The organism is Acetobacter fabarum, assembly GCF_040702925.2.
Classification (GTDB): domain Bacteria; phylum Pseudomonadota; class Alphaproteobacteria; order Acetobacterales; family Acetobacteraceae; genus Acetobacter; species Acetobacter fabarum_B.
Window position 1 is genome coordinate 1 of record NZ_JBFCXX020000029.1, and the last position, 19,397, is coordinate 19,397.

General features: G+C 54.2%; 22 protein-coding genes and 2 pseudogenes. 9 read left to right on the forward strand and 15 right to left on the reverse strand.

The genetic code is table 11. The annotated features are described in order from the left end of the window. From AB2L51_RS13820 to AB2L51_RS13840, 5 genes and pseudogenes are all read left to right on the forward strand, one after another. Window positions 1-492 (forward strand): annotated as a pseudogene (locus AB2L51_RS13820) (P-type conjugative transfer protein TrbL); the annotation flags it as partial. Window positions 493-497: 5 nt separating this feature from the next. Then, window positions 498-1,181, forward strand: a complete 684-nt coding sequence (gene trbF, locus AB2L51_RS13825) for a conjugal transfer protein TrbF (protein ID WP_395582874.1) — start codon at window positions 498-500, stop codon at window positions 1,179-1,181. Further along, entirely contained in the window at window positions 1,178-2,179 is a 1,002-nt protein-coding gene (trbG, locus tag AB2L51_RS13830) for a P-type conjugative transfer protein TrbG (protein WP_007397924.1), read from the forward strand. Before trbF ends, trbG begins: the two co-directional genes overlap by 4 nt. Then, a complete protein-coding gene (locus tag AB2L51_RS13835) occupies window positions 2,176-3,375 on the forward strand; it encodes a TraB/TrbI/VirB10 family type IV secretion system protein (RefSeq protein WP_395582875.1) in 1,200 nt (399 codons plus the stop codon). Before trbG ends, AB2L51_RS13835 begins: the two co-directional genes overlap by 4 nt. Next, window positions 3,372-3,611, forward strand: a complete 240-nt coding sequence (locus tag AB2L51_RS13840) for a DUF2274 domain-containing protein (RefSeq protein ID WP_395582876.1) — start codon at window positions 3,372-3,374, stop codon at window positions 3,609-3,611. The genes AB2L51_RS13835 and AB2L51_RS13840 overlap by 4 nt, the downstream gene beginning before the upstream one ends. 1 nt (window position 3,612) lies before the next feature. Here AB2L51_RS13840 and AB2L51_RS13845 read toward each other — a convergent pair whose 3' ends face one another. The 12 genes and pseudogenes from AB2L51_RS13845 to AB2L51_RS13900 all read right to left on the reverse strand — a co-directional run bounded on the left by AB2L51_RS13845 (window position 3,613) and on the right by AB2L51_RS13900 (window position 13,852). Then, window positions 3,613-4,257 carry a LysR family substrate-binding domain-containing protein gene (locus AB2L51_RS13845; protein ID WP_228120804.1) on the reverse strand — a complete coding sequence of 215 codons (645 nt, stop codon included), beginning with the start codon at window positions 4,255-4,257 and terminating at the stop codon, window positions 3,613-3,615. Window positions 4,258-4,341: 84 nt separating this feature from the next. Then, window positions 4,342-4,533 (reverse strand): annotated as a pseudogene (locus AB2L51_RS13850) (LysR family transcriptional regulator); the annotation flags it as partial. A 179-nt stretch (window positions 4,534-4,712) separates the two neighbouring features. Then, window positions 4,713-5,603 (reverse strand): CopD family protein, encoded by an 891-nt coding sequence (locus AB2L51_RS13855; protein WP_395582877.1) that lies wholly within the window; start codon window positions 5,601-5,603, stop codon window positions 4,713-4,715. Then, window positions 5,600-5,977: a copper homeostasis periplasmic binding protein CopC gene (copC, locus tag AB2L51_RS13860; RefSeq protein WP_039735299.1), complete on the reverse strand. Its 378-nt coding sequence runs from the start codon at window positions 5,975-5,977 to the stop codon at window positions 5,600-5,602. The genes AB2L51_RS13855 and copC overlap by 4 nt, the downstream gene beginning before the upstream one ends. Window positions 5,978-6,076: 99 nt before the next feature. Next, the gene (locus AB2L51_RS13865) at window positions 6,077-7,366 is read right to left on the reverse strand and encodes an aminotransferase class III-fold pyridoxal phosphate-dependent enzyme (protein ID WP_395582878.1); all 1,290 of its coding nucleotides are present in this window, start codon (window positions 7,364-7,366) and stop codon (window positions 6,077-6,079) included. A gap of 47 nt (window positions 7,367-7,413) precedes the next feature. Continuing rightward, window positions 7,414-8,589: a methanobactin export MATE transporter MbnM gene (locus tag AB2L51_RS13870; RefSeq protein ID WP_084758428.1), complete on the reverse strand. Its 1,176-nt coding sequence runs from the start codon at window positions 8,587-8,589 to the stop codon at window positions 7,414-7,416. Between the two features lies 1 nt (window position 8,590). After that, a complete protein-coding gene (locus AB2L51_RS13875) occupies window positions 8,591-9,496 on the reverse strand; it encodes an MbnP family copper-binding protein (RefSeq protein ID WP_157132976.1) in 906 nt (301 codons plus the stop codon). Beyond that, window positions 9,493-10,068 carry a methanobactin biosynthesis protein MbnC gene (gene mbnC / locus AB2L51_RS13880; protein ID WP_010517452.1) on the reverse strand — a complete coding sequence of 192 codons (576 nt, stop codon included), beginning with the start codon at window positions 10,066-10,068 and terminating at the stop codon, window positions 9,493-9,495. The genes AB2L51_RS13875 and mbnC overlap by 4 nt, the downstream gene beginning before the upstream one ends. Then, window positions 10,055-10,876 (reverse strand): methanobactin biosynthesis protein MbnB, encoded by an 822-nt coding sequence (mbnB, locus tag AB2L51_RS13885; protein ID WP_010517450.1) that lies wholly within the window; start codon window positions 10,874-10,876, stop codon window positions 10,055-10,057. Before mbnB ends, mbnC begins: the two co-directional genes overlap by 14 nt. A gap of 54 nt (window positions 10,877-10,930) precedes the next feature. Next, window positions 10,931-11,029 carry a methanobactin gene (mbnA, locus tag AB2L51_RS13890; RefSeq protein WP_082770916.1) on the reverse strand — a complete coding sequence of 33 codons (99 nt, stop codon included), beginning with the start codon at window positions 11,027-11,029 and terminating at the stop codon, window positions 10,931-10,933. Window positions 11,030-11,154: 125 nt separating this feature from the next. Further along, a complete protein-coding gene (locus AB2L51_RS13895) occupies window positions 11,155-13,335 on the reverse strand; it encodes a TonB-dependent receptor domain-containing protein (protein ID WP_084758426.1) in 2,181 nt (726 codons plus the stop codon). 145 nt (window positions 13,336-13,480) lie between these two features. After that, entirely contained in the window at window positions 13,481-13,852 is a 372-nt protein-coding gene (locus tag AB2L51_RS13900) for a DUF2946 family protein (protein WP_257125308.1), read from the reverse strand. On the opposite strand from AB2L51_RS13900, the gene AB2L51_RS13905 reads away from it, so the two are divergent. Continuing rightward, window positions 13,784-13,939: a hypothetical protein gene (locus tag AB2L51_RS13905; protein ID WP_395582882.1), complete on the forward strand. Its 156-nt coding sequence runs from the start codon at window positions 13,784-13,786 to the stop codon at window positions 13,937-13,939. The genes AB2L51_RS13900 and AB2L51_RS13905 overlap by 69 nt on opposite strands. A gap of 390 nt (window positions 13,940-14,329) precedes the next feature. Here the strand turns inward: AB2L51_RS13905 and AB2L51_RS13910 are convergent, their stop codons facing one another. From AB2L51_RS13910 to AB2L51_RS13920, 3 genes are all read right to left on the reverse strand, one after another. Beyond that, entirely contained in the window at window positions 14,330-15,499 is a 1,170-nt protein-coding gene (locus AB2L51_RS13910) for a site-specific integrase (RefSeq protein WP_034931190.1), read from the reverse strand. 450 nt (window positions 15,500-15,949) lie between these two features. Then, complete coding sequence (locus AB2L51_RS13915; protein WP_395582879.1) at window positions 15,950-16,765, reverse strand: alpha/beta hydrolase; 816 nt, start codon at window positions 16,763-16,765, stop codon at window positions 15,950-15,952. Between the two features lie 25 nt (window positions 16,766-16,790). After that, a complete protein-coding gene (locus AB2L51_RS13920; protein WP_395582880.1) occupies window positions 16,791-17,711 on the reverse strand; it encodes a LysR family transcriptional regulator in 921 nt (306 codons plus the stop codon). Between the two features lie 114 nt (window positions 17,712-17,825). Here AB2L51_RS13920 and AB2L51_RS15405 point away from each other — a divergent pair, with 114 nt between their 5' ends. The 3 genes from AB2L51_RS15405 to AB2L51_RS13930 all read left to right on the forward strand — a co-directional run. After that, window positions 17,826-18,251 (forward strand): SDR family NAD(P)-dependent oxidoreductase, encoded by a 426-nt coding sequence (locus tag AB2L51_RS15405; protein ID WP_475557848.1) that lies wholly within the window; start codon window positions 17,826-17,828, stop codon window positions 18,249-18,251. 17 nt (window positions 18,252-18,268) lie between these two features. After that, a complete protein-coding gene (locus tag AB2L51_RS15410; protein ID WP_475557849.1) occupies window positions 18,269-18,553 on the forward strand; it encodes an SDR family oxidoreductase in 285 nt (94 codons plus the stop codon). 233 nt (window positions 18,554-18,786) lie between these two features. Then, window positions 18,787-19,397: IS701 family transposase (locus AB2L51_RS13930; RefSeq protein ID WP_400922428.1), on the forward strand; the 611-nt coding region annotated here is incomplete at its 3' end.

Sequence of the window (19,397 nt, forward strand, 5' to 3'; positions counted from 1 at the left end):
CGGGGAGGGGCCGCGATTGCCGGGGCTGCTACCTCCGCCTATTCGGCCGGAGCCGCAGGCGCGTCTGGCGGCGCGGGCAGCATGGCCGCCGGGATCGGAGGCATGGGCCGGGCCGTCGGTGGAAATGTCGCGAATGCCGTCAAAGGGGCGGCTTCGCGTGCCGGTTCATCCCTCAAGGAAAGCTATGCCGCCGGTGGACGCTGGGCCGCGCGCGGGATGGGGGAGGGAGGCGAAGGCGGAGCCGGGGATAACGGACCGGCACCTTCTGGAGGCGGTGGTCCTGCCGGAGAAGGGGATGGCCCCACGGGTGGCGGCCCTACCGGTGAGGGTCCGTCTGGTGGAGATGGTGGCGGTTCCGGCGAACCGCCCCGCTGGGCTCAGAAGATGAAGCGCCGCAATGCCGCCGCTCATGCTGCTGAGGCCGCCCATGTTATCCGCTCCGCCGATGGCGGGGGCGGATCTTCCTCCATCGATCTGTCGGAAAAGGAATGAGGACGATGTTCCGTCGCTCCACCACCCGCTACGGGACCACGCCCGAGCCTGTCACGCCCTATCAGAAAGCCGCGCAAGTCTGGGACGAGCGCATCGGCTCCGCCCGTGTACAGGCCCGTAACTGGCGGCTGATGGCGTTCGGCTCTCTGCTTCTGTCCGCAGGCCTTGGGGCTGGGCTGGTCTGGCAGTCCGCGCGCGGCACCATCACGCCGTGGGTGGTGCAGGTGGACCGTCTGGGCCACGCGCAGGTCGTAGCCCCCGCGATAGCGGGCTATATGCCCGCCGATCCGCAGATCGCTTGGTATCTGGCGCAGTTCGTTCATGACGTGCGCGCTCTGTCGTCGGACCCTGTGGTGGTGCGGCAGAACTGGCTACGCGCCTATGATTTCACCACCACGTCGGGCGCTCAGGCGCTTAACGATTATGCCCGCCTCAATGATCCGTTCTCGCGCATCGGGCATGAGCAGGTCGAGGTGGACATCGCCTCGGTGATCCGGGCGTCTCCCGGCAGCTTCCGTGTCGCCTGGAGCGAGCGCCATTACCGCGACGGCGCGTTCACCGGCACCGAACGCTGGACCGCCATCGTGTCGGTCGTTCTGCACACGCCACGCGATGCCGACCATCTCAGGAAAAATCCGCTCGGAATCTACGTCTCCGCCATCAACTGGTCGAAGGAGCTTGGTCAATGACGCGCTTCATTTTCGCAGCCCTTCCTGTGGCGCTGCTCTCGCTTGCCGGTTGCGCGGGCAGTTACCATCCGCCCGTCATCCGGTACGATGACGCCGCGCGCGCGACGAGAATTCCCGATCCACCGAAGCCCGTGCAGGTGGTGGAGGTGCCACAGCCACTTCCTCTGCCGGGCCAGTTCAAGCCACTGCCGTCACGACGCACGGCCCATCCGGTCCCCGAGGTTACTGATCCGACCACGCGCGTGACCCAGGCTAATCTGGCGGCGCGCATCCAGCCGACGCGGGCCGGTTTCATCAATGCGGTGCAGGTCTATCCCTATTCTCCGGGTGCCCTCTATCAGGTCTATACCTCGCCAGGCGAGATCACGGACATCATGCTCCAGCAGGGTGAAAAACTGGTGGGCACCGGCCCAGTTGCTGCTGGGGATACGGTGCGCTGGGTCATCGGTGACACCGAAAGCGGAGAAGGGGCGACCAAACGCATCCATATCCTGGTGAAGCCGACCCGGCCGGATCTGACCACTAATCTGATCATCAATACTGACCGACGGACTTATCTGGCGGAATTGAGGTCAACACCCCCCACATACATGGCGTCGGTCTCGTGGAACTATCCCGAGGACGATCTGATTGCCCTGCACCGGCAGGACGACGCGGCCGATGACTCTGCCCCAGTGGACGCGGGGCTGAATCTCGATACCCTGAATTTCCGCTATGCCATCCAGCCGGTGAAAGGCGGCACGCCGCCCTGGTTACCCGGCCGGGCCTTTGATGACGGTCACAAGGTCTATATCGCTTTTCCATCCGGGATCGGGCAGGGGGAACTGCCGCCGCTCTTCGTGCTGGGGGCGGATGGCGGCCCGGAACTGGTCAATTACCGGGTGCGGCAGAACTGGATGATCGTGGATCGGCTGTTCGCCGCCGCTGAACTGCGGCTGGGCGATAAGCATTCCGAGCAGCGGGTGCGCATTGTCCGCATTGACGGCAGGAAGTCATGACCGGGCAGGCTCACACAGTGGGAGAAAATTCTGCGGCTCCGGCCACAGGGGGAAATTCCGCAGCATCACCGCCGCCACCTGATCTGCGTCTGCGGACGGAACGACCGCGTGTCGTGCGGCTTTCCCGCACCGTGGTCTGGTCGCTGGGCGGGGTTGGCATGATCGCGGTGGCCTTCGCGCTGGGCTATGCCCTTCAGGCAAGCCATCGGGTGTCATCCACGCCTGCCGCGCAGGACGCGGATGTGCGTCCCTCTGCCGACGGGCTGGCGGGACTGCCGTCCGACTATGTCGGCAAGGATGTGCCGAAGCTGGGACCAGCGCTGCCCGGTGATCTGGGGCATACCATCCTCCACGCACAGGAGCAGGGAAAGGCAGCCTCGGGTGGCGACGACCGCCGTTCCGCGCAGGAGGTCGAGGCCGCAATCGCCAGCAAATTGTTCGTGCAGACGGGAGAACGCGACCGGGGTACCGACCAGGCAACTCCGCCCACATCGGGTGCATCTGCGTCCCAGGCAAATCCATCTTCTTCGACCGACGCCCAATCAGGCAACCGTGCCTTTCTGGCAGGCCAGCCTGACCGCGCGACGACCAGCCCGGATCGCATCATGCCGTCAGCTTCGCCTTATATCCTTCAGGCGGGCACTGTCATCGCGGGGGCGCTGAACACGAAAATCAGCTCTGACCTTCCGGGTCAGATTACTGGCCATGTCACGCAGAACGTCTATGACAGCCCGACCGGTCGTTTCCTGCTGATCCCGCAGGGAAGCCTGCTGTTCGGGGCCTATAACAGCGGCATTTCTTTCGGGCAGCAGCGTACCCAGATCATCTGGACCCGGCTGATTTACCCGAACGGCGAGAGCCTGGTGCTGGAAAAACTGCCCGGTGGCGACGCCATCGGCCAGTCCGGCCTGTCCGATGAAGTGAACAACCACTGGGGCCAGCTTTTCAGGGCTGCCATCGTGACCACGCTCCTGAGCGTCGGATCAGAGGCCGGAACCAGTCAGAGCGAGAACAATCTGGCGCAGGCCATCCGTTCTGGGGCCAGCAATGGGTTTTCCATGGTTGGTAACCGGCTGGTTGATCGCAGCCTCAACATCCAGCCGACCCTAACCGACCGGCCGGGGCTGCCTTTCACCTTGATCCTTAACCGCGACCTTGTCCTGCAACCTCGCCACGCAAAGGAAACAGCACCATGACAACGCTGCGCATCACTGAAATTCCGGATGAAAAGCCGGTCCGCATGCCCGTGGACTTACCGGCGGACCTCCATCGTGATCTGGTGACTTACGCAGCACTGGTCAGCCAGAATGGTCAGCTCGTCGATCCAACCCGTCTCGTGCCGCACATGATCCGTGGATTCATTGCATCTGATCGAGCTTTCGCGAAGCTTAAGCGTGCGCGAGCTAAGCAGATAGTAAGCAGAGAAACTTAGTCTATTCGAGATTCTGCTTTCCCAAGAAAACAAGTATTTTATGTGCGACGGTCGACAAATTTCTATCGCGCCATCCAATGCCGTAATCAAGATGTGAAAAACCGTCGCCGTCGCGCACTTCTAGCACAGTTACCTGCTCAAGGATCGTACCTGGAAAAAATGCGAGCCAGCCAGCCGGCATGAGCGTAATACCATGTCCGTTAATGACGAGAGCGATCGTCCGCAGACTTATGATTTCTTCCCTACACACTGTTGGTAGAAAGCCAGCAATGCTTGCTTTGCGTTTTAACAGTGTAGACATGTCCTCTCCTGTATCATCGTTACCGAAGACAAAAGTTTCTTCCCGTAAATCGCTCCAACATGTCGTGACAGACGAAGCAAGAGGATGGTTTGTCGGTGTCACAGCGACAATTCGATCGCTCCACAGTGGTAAGGTAGCTGCGCAAGATTCGTTCAGCGGAAGGGCTATAATTACTAAATCAACGATACCGTCGAAAAGAGCCGAAATTACATCTCTCTTGGATACGTCACGATATATAAACGAAATACCGGGATAAAGAATTCTATACGGTTCGATGAAGGCCGACACCCGTCCTGGCGGTACATTACTTTGTATTCCTATTGATACGATACCGCTTTCACCCAAGGCGCATCTCCGAGTATATTCATAAAGAGCATTTGTGTCGTGCAACAGAGCCTCAGCTTGTCGGAGGAATGCTTCGCCGACTGGCGTAGGCGTTGTGCCAGATGATGTCCTGCGGAAAAGCTGAATTCCGACGCGCTCCTCAAGTAGCCGAAGTGAACGACTGACTGCGGACTGTTTGGAATTTAGAGCGCGTGCCGCGCCATGGATGCTTCCTTGAAGAGCAATTGCGCATACGCATTGCAGTTCCCGTAGATCAAGAGGAGGGTGTCTTACCATTCCATTTCTTTCCTCTCATACAAATTAAAATTCGACAGTTTGTAGTGTGAGTGTTGTAACGCACAATAATATAATTTATGTATACATGAAAAATATAATGTAATATTTATATATGTCTTATATACCACAATTAATACCTAGATATATTTATTCGCATCTATAGATATGCGCGCATGACTCTAGTTTGTAGGCAGAGATAAGATTGTCGGGTCCATTCTCCCAGCAACGGCAACAATTGCAATAACAGCAACAGCAAATGCAATTTCGGCTATTGTTCCACGTTGGAGATATTCAAGGTTGGTCGTGATGTTTCTTTTCTGGCGTAGATTTTTCACGTAAACATAGCGGTTGACGCAGGCGATACAGATCATACCGCTCGTTAATCCCAGCTTGAGAATGAGTAGTGTAGAATAGACAGTGACATGCTTCGGCCATCCCCCCAGGATATTCAGGCCGAGTCCAGAGCCGGTAAGCAGGACCAGAAGCACCGCGATATGCCCCGCAGCCGAGTAACGTGCTAACGCCACTTGCATGGAGCAATCCCACTTCTTTTTTCGTGTATCACTGACAAGCATGGCAACGGGGATGAGGCCCCCGCACCAGAAACCACCTGCAAGCAAATGCACGGCCTGGAAGAACATCGCGCCCACACCGATCATGCGCACGTGACCTGTCAAGGCTGTCGCCGTCAGAAGCACGCATGCGGGTATGACCGACAGGACCGCGCCGCATTTACGCCAAGTTAGAAGTATAAGACAGACGCCAGCTACGGCCTGAATGATCCATGCCTGTCCAATGGTGGTGTCAACAAGCACGGCTTTGCTTAAAGTCGGCGAGAAGGCATCCTGCCATCCATCTCCGACCTCGGAGACTTCGGCTGGCAGTGTTGCAACGACTATTACCGTCGTAAAAACGCTCCCCCATGCCCAAAACTTTCCCAGGCGGGCAGAGAGTGCGTTTCCGAGTTCGCGCGGAGCCAGCCACCCTGCAAAAAGCAGGCTACCTGTAAGAAAGAGCGCCAGGCTGTCTCGTGCGGCGCGACATAGGATCAGGAAAGCATCCGGTGTCATCGGTTAGTAACTGTGAACCCGTAGACGCCATGAGTCTTGTGTCCATCGACGGCAAGGGCGTGCCAGGTTACGGAATATCGTCCAGGCACGAGCTCAATTTTGAGCGGGATCGTCAGAGTCTTGCCGTCATCCGACAGGGCAACGTTTCCTGTTTCTATAACATTACCCTTGGGGCCAGTGACAACGACGCCCGTGAGCTTGACAACTACTGCTTCAGTAAAGCCTAGCGTCAGGCTCTGCGGTGCCGTTCCCGTGCTATCCGCAGCGGGTATTTCGGCGTTCAGGTGGGCATGTGCATAGGCAGGGTCCGCCATCTGCAGAACGAAGTTCCCTGCGAGACACATAGAGGCAACGATTTTACGGATAGAAGTCATGTTTACTTTCCTTGCTTGGTGTGAATTACAGCAGAAAGACAAAGATTTTCAGAGAAGAAAGTCTCTTATTGACCAAAGAAAGGGATACTTTCGAGGCAGCTATGCTGTTGAAAACAGAACAGTATTGAAAGCTTTCGTCATGCGTTGCTCAAGCTCATCAATGTCTTTTTTAGAAATAATGAGAGGAGGTTCTAAAATTATGCTGTCGTATGAGATTCTTATCAGGACGCCGTGTTCCATACACGCTTTCACAACTGACCGTTTTATGTCTCTCTTCTCATCATTTCGGAAATCAAGCTCCCTGTAGCTACGGAATCCGACTTCAATCGCGCTTAATAATCCGATTGTCCGTGTGGATCGGACCAGTTCGTGTGCCGCAAGTTTCGAAATCATCTTTATCCAATGTTCCGAAATATCCCGCACATGATCAACTATTCTTTCATCCTCGTAGATTTTTAGCGTTTCAAGGGCGACGGCAGCGGCAACAGGATGTGCGTGATATGTGCCGCCATGATGAAACCCATGATGCATAATCGAGCAGTCCACCAATGCGGAGTGAAAATCATCATTCATGACGACCGCCGAAATCGGTTGATAGGCCGCTGAAAGCCCCTTCGATGCGACGAGGCAGTCGGGCGTCTGGTTGACGGTCTGGCTTCCCCACATCTTTCCGGTTCGACCGAAGCCCGTCACGATTTCATCGAAATAAAGAGGAATATCGCGCATCGACAAGACGTTGCGGATTGCTTCAAAATATCCTTCCGGCGCTGGGTACATGCCGCCAGCAATCGAGACTGGCTCGCAGAGAAATGCCGCGATATTTTCAGCACCCGTCTGATCTATCAGTTCTGCCAGTTCCCGAGCCAGTCGGTGCGCATAATCTTCTTCTGTTTCTCCAGCCAACGCGTCACGTGGCCAGCGGGGTTGCGCAGCATACAGAATATCGTCACCCGTCAGATCGAATGAATTGATAATGCTTTCGATCCCGCCAAGTCTCGTGGCAAATATCGTCGATCCATGGTAGCTCCCCCGACGCGTGATTATTTTATGCCGTTTTGGATTTCGTTGTTTATTGATATACCAAGTCGTTTTAATGAGAGTTTCGATTGCTTCCGATCCGGTTGTGGCGAAAAGAACGTGAGCGTCCGGTATCGGCGCTGCCGCGCTGAGCGCGTCCGCAAGCGCGTGGACGACAGGGACCGTCCGGTTTAGCGCGGTGGGATAGACTGGCAGCTCTCGCATCTGGCGTGTGGCGGCTTCGATCAGGCGTTCATTATGAAAGCCGAGCGTGGCGCAAAACAGTGCCGACACCGCGTCGATATAGTCTTTACCCGAAGAATCGAAGACGAAGACACCAGATCCAGATACCATATCGACGCCTGATGACATGGCGGAGTTGCTAAGATGCGATAAGCCGTACACCAGTCGCGAAGTCATCATTGTGCGCCTTTACCAGAGGAAGAGGCTGAGGGCAGAGCCAAAGGGCAGGTCTTTCCTGGATCTGAGAACGCCGGGTTGGTGAGGAAGCTCTGATCCGTCAGGGAGTTCAGGAAGGCGATCACGTCCGCGATCTCCGCCTCGCTGATATCGAACGGCTCTATGAACTGGTCGCGCAACGGGTTCTCTCCGTGTGGCCCTGTCGCCGACCGACCTCCCTTCGAGTAATGTGCTGCCAGCACGTCGTGCAGCGTGGCGATGGAGCCATCATGCATATATGGACCCGTCAGAGCCACATTGCGCAGGCTTTCCGTGCGGAATTTCCCCTCGTCCTCGGCATTGCCTGTCACTGTCCGCAGCCCGTGATCACTGGCAGGATAGGCCCCCTTGCCGTCCTCGTTATACAAGCCGGTATTGTGAAAGCCTGTTTCTGGAAAGGGCATGTTAGCCGCGCGGATATTGTCGGTCAGATTCAGGCCATTATGGCAATGCGAACATTCGAGCTTCTCGCCGAAGAAGAGCGCCTCGCCTCGTTGCGCGGCCGGGGACAGCGCCGTCTTGTCGCCATGCAGCGAGTGGTCGTAGGGACTGTCGAAGGACAGCAGCGTGCGCTCGAAGGATGCAATCGCCTTCGTGACCGTGGAGAGTGTGATCGCGCCCTTCGCCTCGGGGAAGGCGACACGGAACAGGCGCGCATAGCAGGGATCATCCGAGAGCCGGGCGAACAGCGCCTTTTCCTGGCCGCCCATGCCGAGCTCGACCGGTTGGTCGCTGAACATCGGGATCAGCATCTGCTTTTCCAGAGTGGTGAGCTGTGGATTGGCCCAGGTGTAGCTCGGCAGATAGGCTACGTTCGCCAGTGGCATCGGCGTGCGTAGTCCCGGCTCGCCATGCGCGCCTACATGCGTCGGGACACCAGAGGCAAAGCCCAGTTTCTGGAGATGGCACGACGCGCAGGCGAGCGTCCCATTCTCCGATAGCCGTTTGTCATAAAACAGCCGCCGCCCCAGTGCGACCTTCTCTGCCCTCATCGGATTGTCGGACGGGACGACTGGCGCAGGCGCCCAGGAGGGGATGTCCCAATGCCACGTCGTGGGCCGGGTTGCGGCCGATAGAAGCAGCGCCCCCCCACCCAGAAGGGCCATCTGGAGAACTTTGCGAAATAACGTGCGCATCTTATCGACCCCGAAATACCGACTGAGCCGGCGGAGAGGTCTCTGATCCGAATGGCAGGCCGAACTCACGGAACACACCTGCGCAATCCTTGTCGTCCGGTCCAGACATGCAACCTGGCGCACTATTAATCTGGTTGGTGCTGACATTACTCAGAGCGAGCAGTCGACTTATGTCGAGCTTCACGGTCTGATGCGCCGGATCGAACTCCGGCAGCGTGACCGTGACGAGGTTCGGGGCCGTGCACGCGCCCTTCGGCGCCTCGACCGCGCTGGCGGACTCACAGCCGGTGCTCCCGATATGGACAGGGAAGCCGTGCGGTCGCGCTTTGTCGCCAGGCTTCGGAATCATCGTGATGTCGAGCGTGAAAAAACGATATCCTGACTGCCAGGTCCAGAACATGCTCGTCATGTTCAGTGGTGGCTGTGCAATCGTAGGATCGCCGTGATTGGCGGCCATAGGCAGCCCAACGGTGAAGCGCAGGCCGGTGAAATGGCCTTGCGGCCAAACAAAACTGATAGCCGAGTTCGGCGACGGAGTCGTATCGCTGCATGGAATATTGCGATCGATCAGGTCGATCAGCGCTATCCCGTCACGCTGCCAGAGGCCGGACGGCCCTGGCTTGACCAGCACCGCACGGCCGTCCTTCGTGAGCAGCGCCACATCGTGGATGTAGAAGCGTAGATCGTTGATGCGGACCGTATTGTCGCTTGTCCCCACCGGGCTTATGGTTCTAGCACAACTTACCGGCTGGTTTCCGAATGCCGCCTGGAAAGTAAGGCGCCCGAGCTTTGGTGCTGCGTGGGCTTCGTTTGAAGAAAAGGCCGGGAAAATAAATAGACCCATCCCAATGAATAACAAAAAAAAATTTATTCTATACACTGACGGCGCATAGGTCAAATTGCTCACAGTATGCGGCTCCATCCAGGGAATACAGAAATTTTGTTATCAAAAATAAGGAAATACGACGGAATATCATCTTCCGGGCTTAAATCCGCACCAATTTCAATTTCTTGAATTTCTCGTTGCAGATCTACCGCACGGCACTTCCAGCCGACAGTCCAGTTTTGTTTGATACCGCGGTAAATGGCGATGCCTAGTGCTTCTGTGCGATCAGATATGGCCCACCGAGCAGCTGCAGCTCCCGCCAATTCCGATAGAATGATTTCGGAATTAGAACTATTCAGCATCTCATTTTCTTGCAACCAAATGATAACCCAGAGGTGTAATGGCCAACCAAAACAAATTTTTCGCTCAGAACCCCACCTCATAAAGGGCCGAAAAATATTGAATCCGTCTTGATCACCAGAAAAATCCAGTAGGGATGGACACGGATCATAAAGAGCATGCCAATAACCGCGCCACGCAATATCTAATCGCACCAACGCGCGCCTGTTGTCAGAAAACAAAGAAAACTGATCTGGGCGCGACATAAAGTCTATGACATCGATATCACGCAAATATTTTCTATGATTGTTCATTGTATACACTCTGGTTTTTCGATTTCAAGCGAAGGCTGTTTAAATCTTCCACTATAAGGTCGTAATCAAAATTTCCGTCTCGTTCGTAAGTAATTGTAGTATTTTCACGAAAAAACAGATCAGCATAACGATCTATGAAGATCTCCGTTTCTGATGAAATCTGCTCCGAATGTGAATCAATTAAAATATTATTATCGCTTGGTGCTGGAGTGTATCCTGCAACATGATAGTGTAGCGTTTTCGATATTACATTCTTCCAGTCGTCTATGTCTGCGCCCGTATTCCTAGAGGCACAAACAGCATTGGATATATCAAACAACACATTACATTCAGTTTTCTTTGATATATGCTCGAAGAAAGTTGGAGCTTCATAAGAACCGTCGAGCAGTGAAGGATAATTCTCTAAATATAGAGTATGACCAAGCATATCCTGCCATCGCCGAATTTTATCAAAATATATTGACCCTATTGCATAATTTATTTCGGCGAGTTGATAAAAATTAGTTCCGTTATGCTCGAAAAGTGCGATATGATCGGAAATATAAAGTGGCTGAAACGCCTCAGACATTTGCGTTATTCTGCTTGATATATACTTTAATTCTTCCTCACCTCGCTCCAAAAAACGGGATTGCATAATATGGAATGCGACAGGGCAAGGAAATTTCTTTGCAATTTCTGTTGGATTGAGATGTAAAAAATTGTCGATCAGGAGTTCGACGTAATCTATATGTCCCTCGTCAATAAGGGACATAATAGATGAGTAAGATTGGCCGCCAGTGAAATTTATGCCAATAGAACCGTTACACATCGTATACCTCCTAGGGCGAGACTGGCGCGGAAAGGCGCCAGTCTCTGTATTGTTTTAAGCGTTATAACCGCAGACACCCGAACCACACTGCAGTCCGGCCCGGACAGGTACAGAAATTTGTTTGGTTTTAAGTATAGTTATAGTAATAGTCATTTCATACCTCCAGTAACCACAATAGACATTCTATGTGGCGTCTAATTATACATAAAAACAGGAAATAAATCAATGGAATTACGTGTAATAATTTGATTTATTTCAGAATAACCTCCTGGCGATTGTCAAAATCTATATGATAGATCAAAGCGAAAGCTGCGACCTACTTCAGGAAAATCAACGTTTGTGGAAGCCATTTTATACATACTGTATTCCTTGTCGAATAAGTTGGTAACAGCAAAATTAATTCGCCAAGGCTTGCGAGGAGGTGCCCAGGTTGCGAGTATGTCGTGCACCATATAGCCGGGACGCCGACGAATAATAGTTGCATCGTAGTTCTGAGCGTCTACGGCCATGAGGCTGTACATTAAAGTCAGTCCGATGTTCGGAAAACGGTAACGCATATCAGCGGCAACTTTATCTGGAGGCGAGTACAACCCAGCACCGGTTCGAGCGTTTGTGACTCTTATGTGGCTGAAGCTCAGATCAAACCCCCAGTTTCCTATGTCGTAATTACTATGTAGCTCAATACCGTAACGTGTGGCGTGTCCAACGTTCTGATATTGATAAATGGGTCTGTTTTTCCCATATTTTCCATTAAAACGCCCGATAGCAACTTCTTGAATGAGATTGGTTACGTCTTCGTAAAAACCTGTAGCGCGGACGCTCGCACGATCGTGCTCGCTAAACAGTGCGCTCTTTGTATAAGTAAATCCGCCTTCGTATGTTTTGGCAGATTCGGGTTTTAGATTTTTGTTAGAAACAAAATTTGCGAACCATTGATTGCCTGTCAAATCCATGTCGCTTTGCGCTGGGGTGGGAGCATTATAAGCTTTCCCCCAACTGAGATATATCATCCATTCGCGTGTTGGTTGCCACGATAATGTTATTTTTGGAAGAATAGCACCGTTTGAGCTATTTGAGAGACCTTTCCCGTGTTCAGGAAAGGTATTGTATCTATCGTAACGCAAGCTAGGGGAAAGAGTGACATGGTGGCGAAATTTTATTTCATCTTGCCCGTAAACCCCATATACCTGCTGTTGTGCGTTGGGTGTATTTGAACCAGATGTGGTGTACGTATAAAAATCGCGGTAGTAATTTACGCCTCCAGTAAATTTATGTCTTCCAAACAATCCGAAATTACGAAAGTATGATTTTTGTAAGTCGAAACCATAGGTCTCAAGGACAGTGGACCCGCCATTAGAGTCCATGCTGTTCGGCACCTGCTTTGAGGCCATTTTCGTTCTGTAAAGGGTCAGCCTTCCATCTTCCTCGCCTTGCTCGTTACGTGTTGTGAGGTGCAATGTTGACTCGTCCTGTCGGACATTTTGCTCTTGGCAGGTAGAACAGTGGTAAGTGGAAGGACCTTTTTGTGGCACTGAAGATCTATAGTTTTCATCAAGATAAAATTGCTGACCAAAATCTATTCTAATTCGGTCATTGATGTCATATCCAAGTTTAAGTAGTGCGCTGTGGCTTTGCCCGTCATTGGGTGAAAGTCTCTCGCCGCCCCCTAATCGTATCGAGTTGAAGGTTTGCCCAGAATAAGCAAGAAGCGCATCGAACTTGCCCCATTTTCCGTATATTTTTGCTGATCCCTTCCCATTTCCGTTGGCGCTTTGATAGCCGCCATCAATTTCTCCGCCCAAGCCTTGACCCGGTTTCAGAAGGGACTTTGCGTCAATAGTCTTAATTGACATAACTCCGCCGAGACCACCTGTTCCATAAAGAGTGGACGCTGATCCGGCGACAACTTCTACACTCTGGATAAAGGCGGGATCGATATAAAGCGGCGCTTCAATCCCTTGGGAATCCCAATTACGCCGTGCGCCATCGACCATCAAAATGATCTCGCGTCCCGCAAACCCACGGATTTGGGGAACCTGACCTTCCATACGCGCCGTGCCGACCATATCGACATCAGGCAAGCGATTGAGGGCATCTGAAATCGTGGAAGATTGCCTCATTTGGATGTCCTGACGTGTTATCAGGCTGACCGAGGCGGGAACGTCCTGGATCTGCTGTGGCGTTCGCGTGGCTGTGACAACGAGCCGCTCAGCTGCGTTGCTGGATATAGGGACGGCTGCTCCTGTTTTTACGTGAGCGCCGAGTTGTTTTGACGTGTTTCGCGATGACTGTTCCGGAGTTTTTTTAATCGCCGCCTGCCTGGTTGATGCGGCACTCTCACGCTCTTTTCCGGGCAGTTCATTGGCATGCGCCGCGAAGGACGGGATAAGAAAAATTGCGGCGGCTGAAAGTAAGTGCGCGCGATGGAACCTGCGTGCGCAAACATGTGTCGAAAACATGGAAGCTGATCCTGAGCTGAGAATATCGTTCAGCCAGCAGGACGGTCATTGTCTTTTTCGTCATTAGTTTATGACGTCAGCGACGCACTATGCGTTAAGTGAACGCGTACGGTCGATGAATGACAGCTTAAACAGCCTGCGGGCGCTAGAAGACCGCAGACACAGGGGGGCCACAGGAGAAAGGAACACCAAGTGTGATGACAGGTGGAGCACGGGGGTTAACGATGTTGACGTGGCGTTGCCAACGAATAAACGCCAGTGCCAGCAAGATAACGAGAGCTGTGAACAGGAATACTGGCAGGTGCAGGAGAGGGCATAACGGACAGCTTCCATCGTGATGAGAAGGATGCCCGGACATGTGGTCGTGGTCGCCCTCATTGTCGGCTGACACAGCCTGCGTCACATTGTCCATTGTCATGCCAGGCATATCCGCACAGACGGAGTGCTTATGTGGCGTGTGATAAACATGTGGAGCGATATCAATGCCTGTCAGGCGCAGGATGGTAGCACGAGGCATCTCTCCCGGCATTGCCTGACTCTGGATCAGGAGTTGCCCCAGAAAGCCCATGAGCGTGAACGCGACCAGAAACCAGCGGCTCAATGAAGAGCGGGGCGCAGGATGTATGGCATGGGCCATCTTTTGAAAACATATGCTCCTGGCACGGCAGACTTTTTATAATATCATTGTGGTTGCGAGCCTGTCAACCCGATATTGCACACACATGGCAGGCATTCCTACCAGGATGCTTGAAGAGCCCATTTTGGCTTGGCGGCGGCTTTGTTTCGCAAATACGTGGAAGATCGCCGAAGTTCACATCCACGTTGCTACTTTTAACCGCTTCACAACGCTCGGAACCTCAATCACTTAGGCGGTCGTATAACAAAAAACATAAGAGCGTTCAGCACGACCAATCAGTGAATTGTGCAACAAAGCCGAATATATTTTTAGGTATTTTTAAAAATAGTTCTGTGAGGCAGGGCATAATTGACGTGTTCAGATGTTGCTCTCGCTGCCTCCTGAAACAAGTGCCGTAAAAATTTTCAAATCGATCCCTTTGACTGCACGCTGGATTGGTTCTTTCTTGAGGTGAGCATAACGTGCGGTCGATTTGAGATCGCGATGACCCAGCAGTTTCCCGATCATGACCAGATCCTCGCCGAGTTCCAGCGCATCGGATGCAAAGGAATGGCGGAGATCGTGAATGCGGACATCATGCAGCCCGGCTTCCTTTCGGATGCGCCGCCACGGCTTCTCCAGATCGGTCAGGTGACCACCGTCTTTCCGTCCCGTGATGACATAGGGATTGCCCTCAACCCGCGTGATGTCTCCAAGCAAGCCGATCGCACTCTCGCCCAACTGAACCGTGCGGGCACCATTTTTGCTGTCAGGTAATCTGATTATCCCTTCGTCCAGAAAAACATATTCCCATTTCAGACGTTGGATTTCCCGCAGGCGGCAACCGGTTAAAAGCAGGAGTTGGAACGCGTTGACGGCTTCCGGCATTGCGGAACGGCCGTCGTCGAGTGCTTTGCCAAGACGCTGATGTTCTTCTGTTGTGAGGTAGCGCTCGCGCTTCTGCTCCTTATAGCGTTTCACGCCCCTGCATGGATTGACGTTGTCTGTCCGCACACCCCAGAGGATTGCCAGAGAGAACATTTTCGACAGCACACCCAGAGTCCGGTTCGCCTGATACGGGATATGGCGATAGGCGTGGTGGAATGCGACCACATCCGAGTGGGTCAGGGTGGCCACCATCCGGCTGCCAATTTTTTTTATAATGAACAGGTCAATCGCGCGTTGATATTCGGCTTGTGTGGTTGATTTCAGATGCGTCTTTACATGCCGTTCAATGAAAGTCTTGCAGAACTGACTGATTGTGGGGGAGGTCCGCTCTTCGCCGCGTTCGGTGTTTGGGTCGTTGCCGTCTTTCACACGAGCGAGGATTTTAATCGCTTCATCGCGTGCTTTGTCTGCCGTCCAGGGACCATGATGGCCGATCGTATAACGTCGGAACCGGCCATTGGCTCGATAATGAACCACGTAGCTCATCCGACCCGAAGGCCAGACCCGCAGGGCGAAGCCGGCGACCTGATCGTCCCAGACGATGTAGTCCTTCTCAGCAGGCTGGAGGGTGGCGATTATGCGCTTTGATATCCGGGGCATGGCTGCCTCCACAGGATGCGTATAGGATGCAAATGGGATTGAAACGTCAGCGTGAGTAAGCGTAGACAGAAGAGCCAAAATGAACGACTTATTCAATTAAAATAATAGGATAGTAGTGGTTCTTCGGGATGCGTCGGGGAATTTCGTGGCAGGGCGTAGCTCTTGCCTACAAACTCATAACCTGAAGGCCGCAGGTTCAAATCCTGCCCCCGCAACCACGCAATAAACGTCTGAAAAGACACGATAAACCCGCCCAATCACGGCGGGTTTTTTTGTGACCAAATCACACCGCAGGAAACACATAGGAAACAAACGAAAAGGAATTCAGGCGCAATTTTGTCGGGATTCACGTTCGCGTGATTGATCCGATCGGGGTTTATTGTCCCGATTGGTTACGCCATCCGTTAGAGACAAATATCTCGGATGCATATGCTGTCCTGAGCGGACTGTTCAGGAATGGGCATCCAGCCATGCGCTGATTTTGGCCACGACCTGATCTTCTATGCCCAAATAGCCATGTGGTGTCAGGGAGCCGCAGTCTTTTCTCGATCTGGTGACCCCACCTGAGACCATGAGAACATGTACGTCCTTGCTGGCAGTCATGGATTCTGCGATTTTCTGTGCGTTCTGTGGTGGCGCGACAGTGCATGCGTCATCTCGATTGGCGACAACAAGCACGGGAACACGGACCTGTTGCGGATCAGCGCTGAAAACTGTTTCGCCGCTGCCACCCATGACGGAAACGGATTCAGTAAGCACGACACCGGCGATGCTACCAGGGCGGGCATGAGCCGCACCATTCACGGCCGCGATTGATCTCTGGCTCGTGCCCAGCAGGAAAACAGGGCCTGTTTCCTGCTGGTGCGCGTAAGTGACCAGATCCTCGACAAGGCGGGCATAGGCGGGGGAACTCCGTTCTCCCCGAAGATTGGTGCGATTGATCGTGTCCGGGATGAGAACCGTATAGCCCTGTCTGTTCCAGAGACGGCGTGTCCGGACGACAAAATTGTGCCCATGTTCGAGATTGCCGTCCTTTTCAAGGCCGATGTCACCAGCGCCTCCGGGGAGCATGATGAGGGTTCCCCGTGGGGTTGACGGAGCGGAGATGAGCACTCTTAGCCGACTTCCATCGTCGAGAGACAGGTGGACACTCCGCTCTGCCTGATTTTGCTCGGAAATGGCGGGGATGTCCTGGCGATGGTGGTCACGCGCGAGGGCTGGTGTGAGCAAAAATGCCGGAGCCAGCAGGACAGTCAGTCGTTTCAAGGGGAATGTGCTCCACATGGTGGCATCATTGGTCATAATGCTGAGAGGATGATGTGCTGGCAGGTTTGAACAGTTCTGCCAGCCAGTCGATGAAGACGCGTACGCGCGGAGACATTTGCCGGTTATGCGGATAAAGCAGCGAGACCGGGGAGGGAAGCGGTGGAAACCTGCTCAGTACCTCCACCAGGGCACCGGACCGGATGGCGTGCTCCGCGTGATAGTGCGGAATCTGGATGAGGCCCAGCCCCATCCGTGCGGCTGCAATATAGCTTTCCGCTGCGTTGACGGCGATAGGAAACGGCAGTGTGACGTTTCGGGACGTTCCATCAATCACGAATTCCAGCGGCAGGATCCTGCCGCGCAGGCTTGACTGAAAACCGACCATGATATGACCCTCGGGCAGATCGTCCGGATGTGTCGGGATGCCGTGGGATTCCAGATAGGCCGGGGACGCAAGCGTCACTTCATGCAGGGTGGTCAGATGCCGGACCATCATGTCACTGTTCCGCAATTCCCCAACCCGCAGAACGCAGTCCATGCCCTCACGCACTGGATCGACCAGACGGTCGCCTTCGCTCATGTGCAGCACGATATCAGGGTAGGCGGCGAAAAACGTCGGCAGGGCAGGCATGATGAAGTGACGGGCCAGAGTGCCGTGAACGTCGATCCGGAATGTCCCTCTGGGTTTGACAGCGCCAAAACCCCTCTCTGACTCTTCGATTTCCGCGACGATATGATGGCAGCGGCGATAATAGACTTCGCCTTCGGGGGTCGGACTGACCTGACGTGTCGTGCGGTGCAGAAGGCGCGCGCCCAGTCGCTTTTCCAGAGCTTTGATGACGTCGGTTGCCGTCGAGCGCGGCAGGTTCATGTCTTCGGCGGCCTGCGTGAAGCTTTCTCGCTCCACGATGCGCATGAACAGTCGCATGATATCCAGCCGGTCCATCACTATTCCCTCTTTTCGGATAATCTATCTGGATTGTGCGGGATTATCCGGGCGATGAAAAGGGGCACTGTCAGGTCACGGGCATATGGTCACACCTAAAAGGAACAAACGGACATGACACAGAAAAGAAACGTCGCGATCGTCACGGGGTCATCGCGTGGCATTGGTGCGGCCATCGCCACACGGCTGGCGCATGACGGTCTGGCCGTTGTCATCAATTATGCGGGGAACGCGGCTGCGGCGGACGTGCTTGTCACGAAGATCCGTCAGGCGGGGGGCGAAGCCATTGCTGTGAAGGCTGATGTTTCTGCTGCGGATGATGTTGTGGCCCTGTTCGATGAGACTGAGAAAGCTTTCGGTGGCGTCGATGTTCTCGTCAACAATGCCGGGGTCATGGCGCTGGGACGTGTTGCCGAGGTGGATGATGCGGCTTTCACACGACAGGTGGATATCAATTTTCGGGGCGCCTTCAATACGCTGCGCGAAGCGGCGAAACGGCTGCGGGACGGCGGACGTATCGTCAACCTCTCCACAAGCTGAAATTCGAGACATACGGAGTGTATGCCGCCACGAAGGCCGCAGTCGAAACCCTGACGGCTATTCTGGCCAAGGAACTGCGTGGCCGCAACACGACGGTGAATGCCGTAGCCCCCGGCCCGACGGGCACAGAGCTTTTCCTTGAAGGGAAAAGCCCGGAACTGATCGAGAAGCTGTCGAAAATGAACCCGCTTGAGCGTCTGGGAACGCCGGAGGATATCGCAGCGGCTGTCGCTTTCCTCGTCGGGCCGGATGGCGCGTGGATCAATGGTCAGACATTGCGCGCCAATGGCGGCATGGTCTGAGAAGACCATCCGGGAAGGAAGACGATTATGGACAGGCAGGTGATCCTGATTACCGGGGCGTCGAGCGGATTTGGCGCCATGACGGCCCGAAGCTGCTGGACAGTGCGTTTATAGTGTACGACATCAGATATTGTCTAACGAAACCCAACCATCCCAAGACGAATGCTCCGATTGAACAGATGAACTAGCACTACAGTTGCATATTGTGTTGAGTTCTGAATTTATGGGCAACCATGATTCAGGATATGACGAGTGGCGGTGCGTCTGTTGAAGAGACGCTGTATTTGTGGGCGTCCGGGCTTCGGTCCGCCAAGGAACGGATCGTACCGTTGTTTACGCAGAAACGTGTCGCAGCTTCTGCGTGCGCCTTCCTGGACGTTCTGATTGGCAATGAACCACGTAAGACAGGATGGATGCGAGCGGAAGCCGCAGGAGATCCCGGTCCATGGCGGCAACAGGCGCTTCTGGGGCGCGGGCACTGGGATGCCGATGCCCTTCGCGATGTCGTCAGGGAGCATGTGGTCGAGCATCTGGGCACTGAAGATGGTGTGCTGGTCATCGATGAGACCGGTTTTCTGAAGAAAGGTCAGGCGTCCTGCGGTGTGGGGCGGCAATATACGGGCTCTGCCGGCAAGATCACGAACTGCCAGATTGGTGTATTTGCCACCTATGTATCGGCGCGGGGCCACGCCTTTGTTGACCGCGCCCTGTATCTTCCAAAAGACTGGACGTCGAACCGTGAGCGCCTGAAGCAGACCCACGTTCCTGATGACGTGGTGTTTGCAACCAAACCGGCGTTAGCCTCGATGATGATTGAGCGGAGTATTGAGGCCGGTGTGCCCTT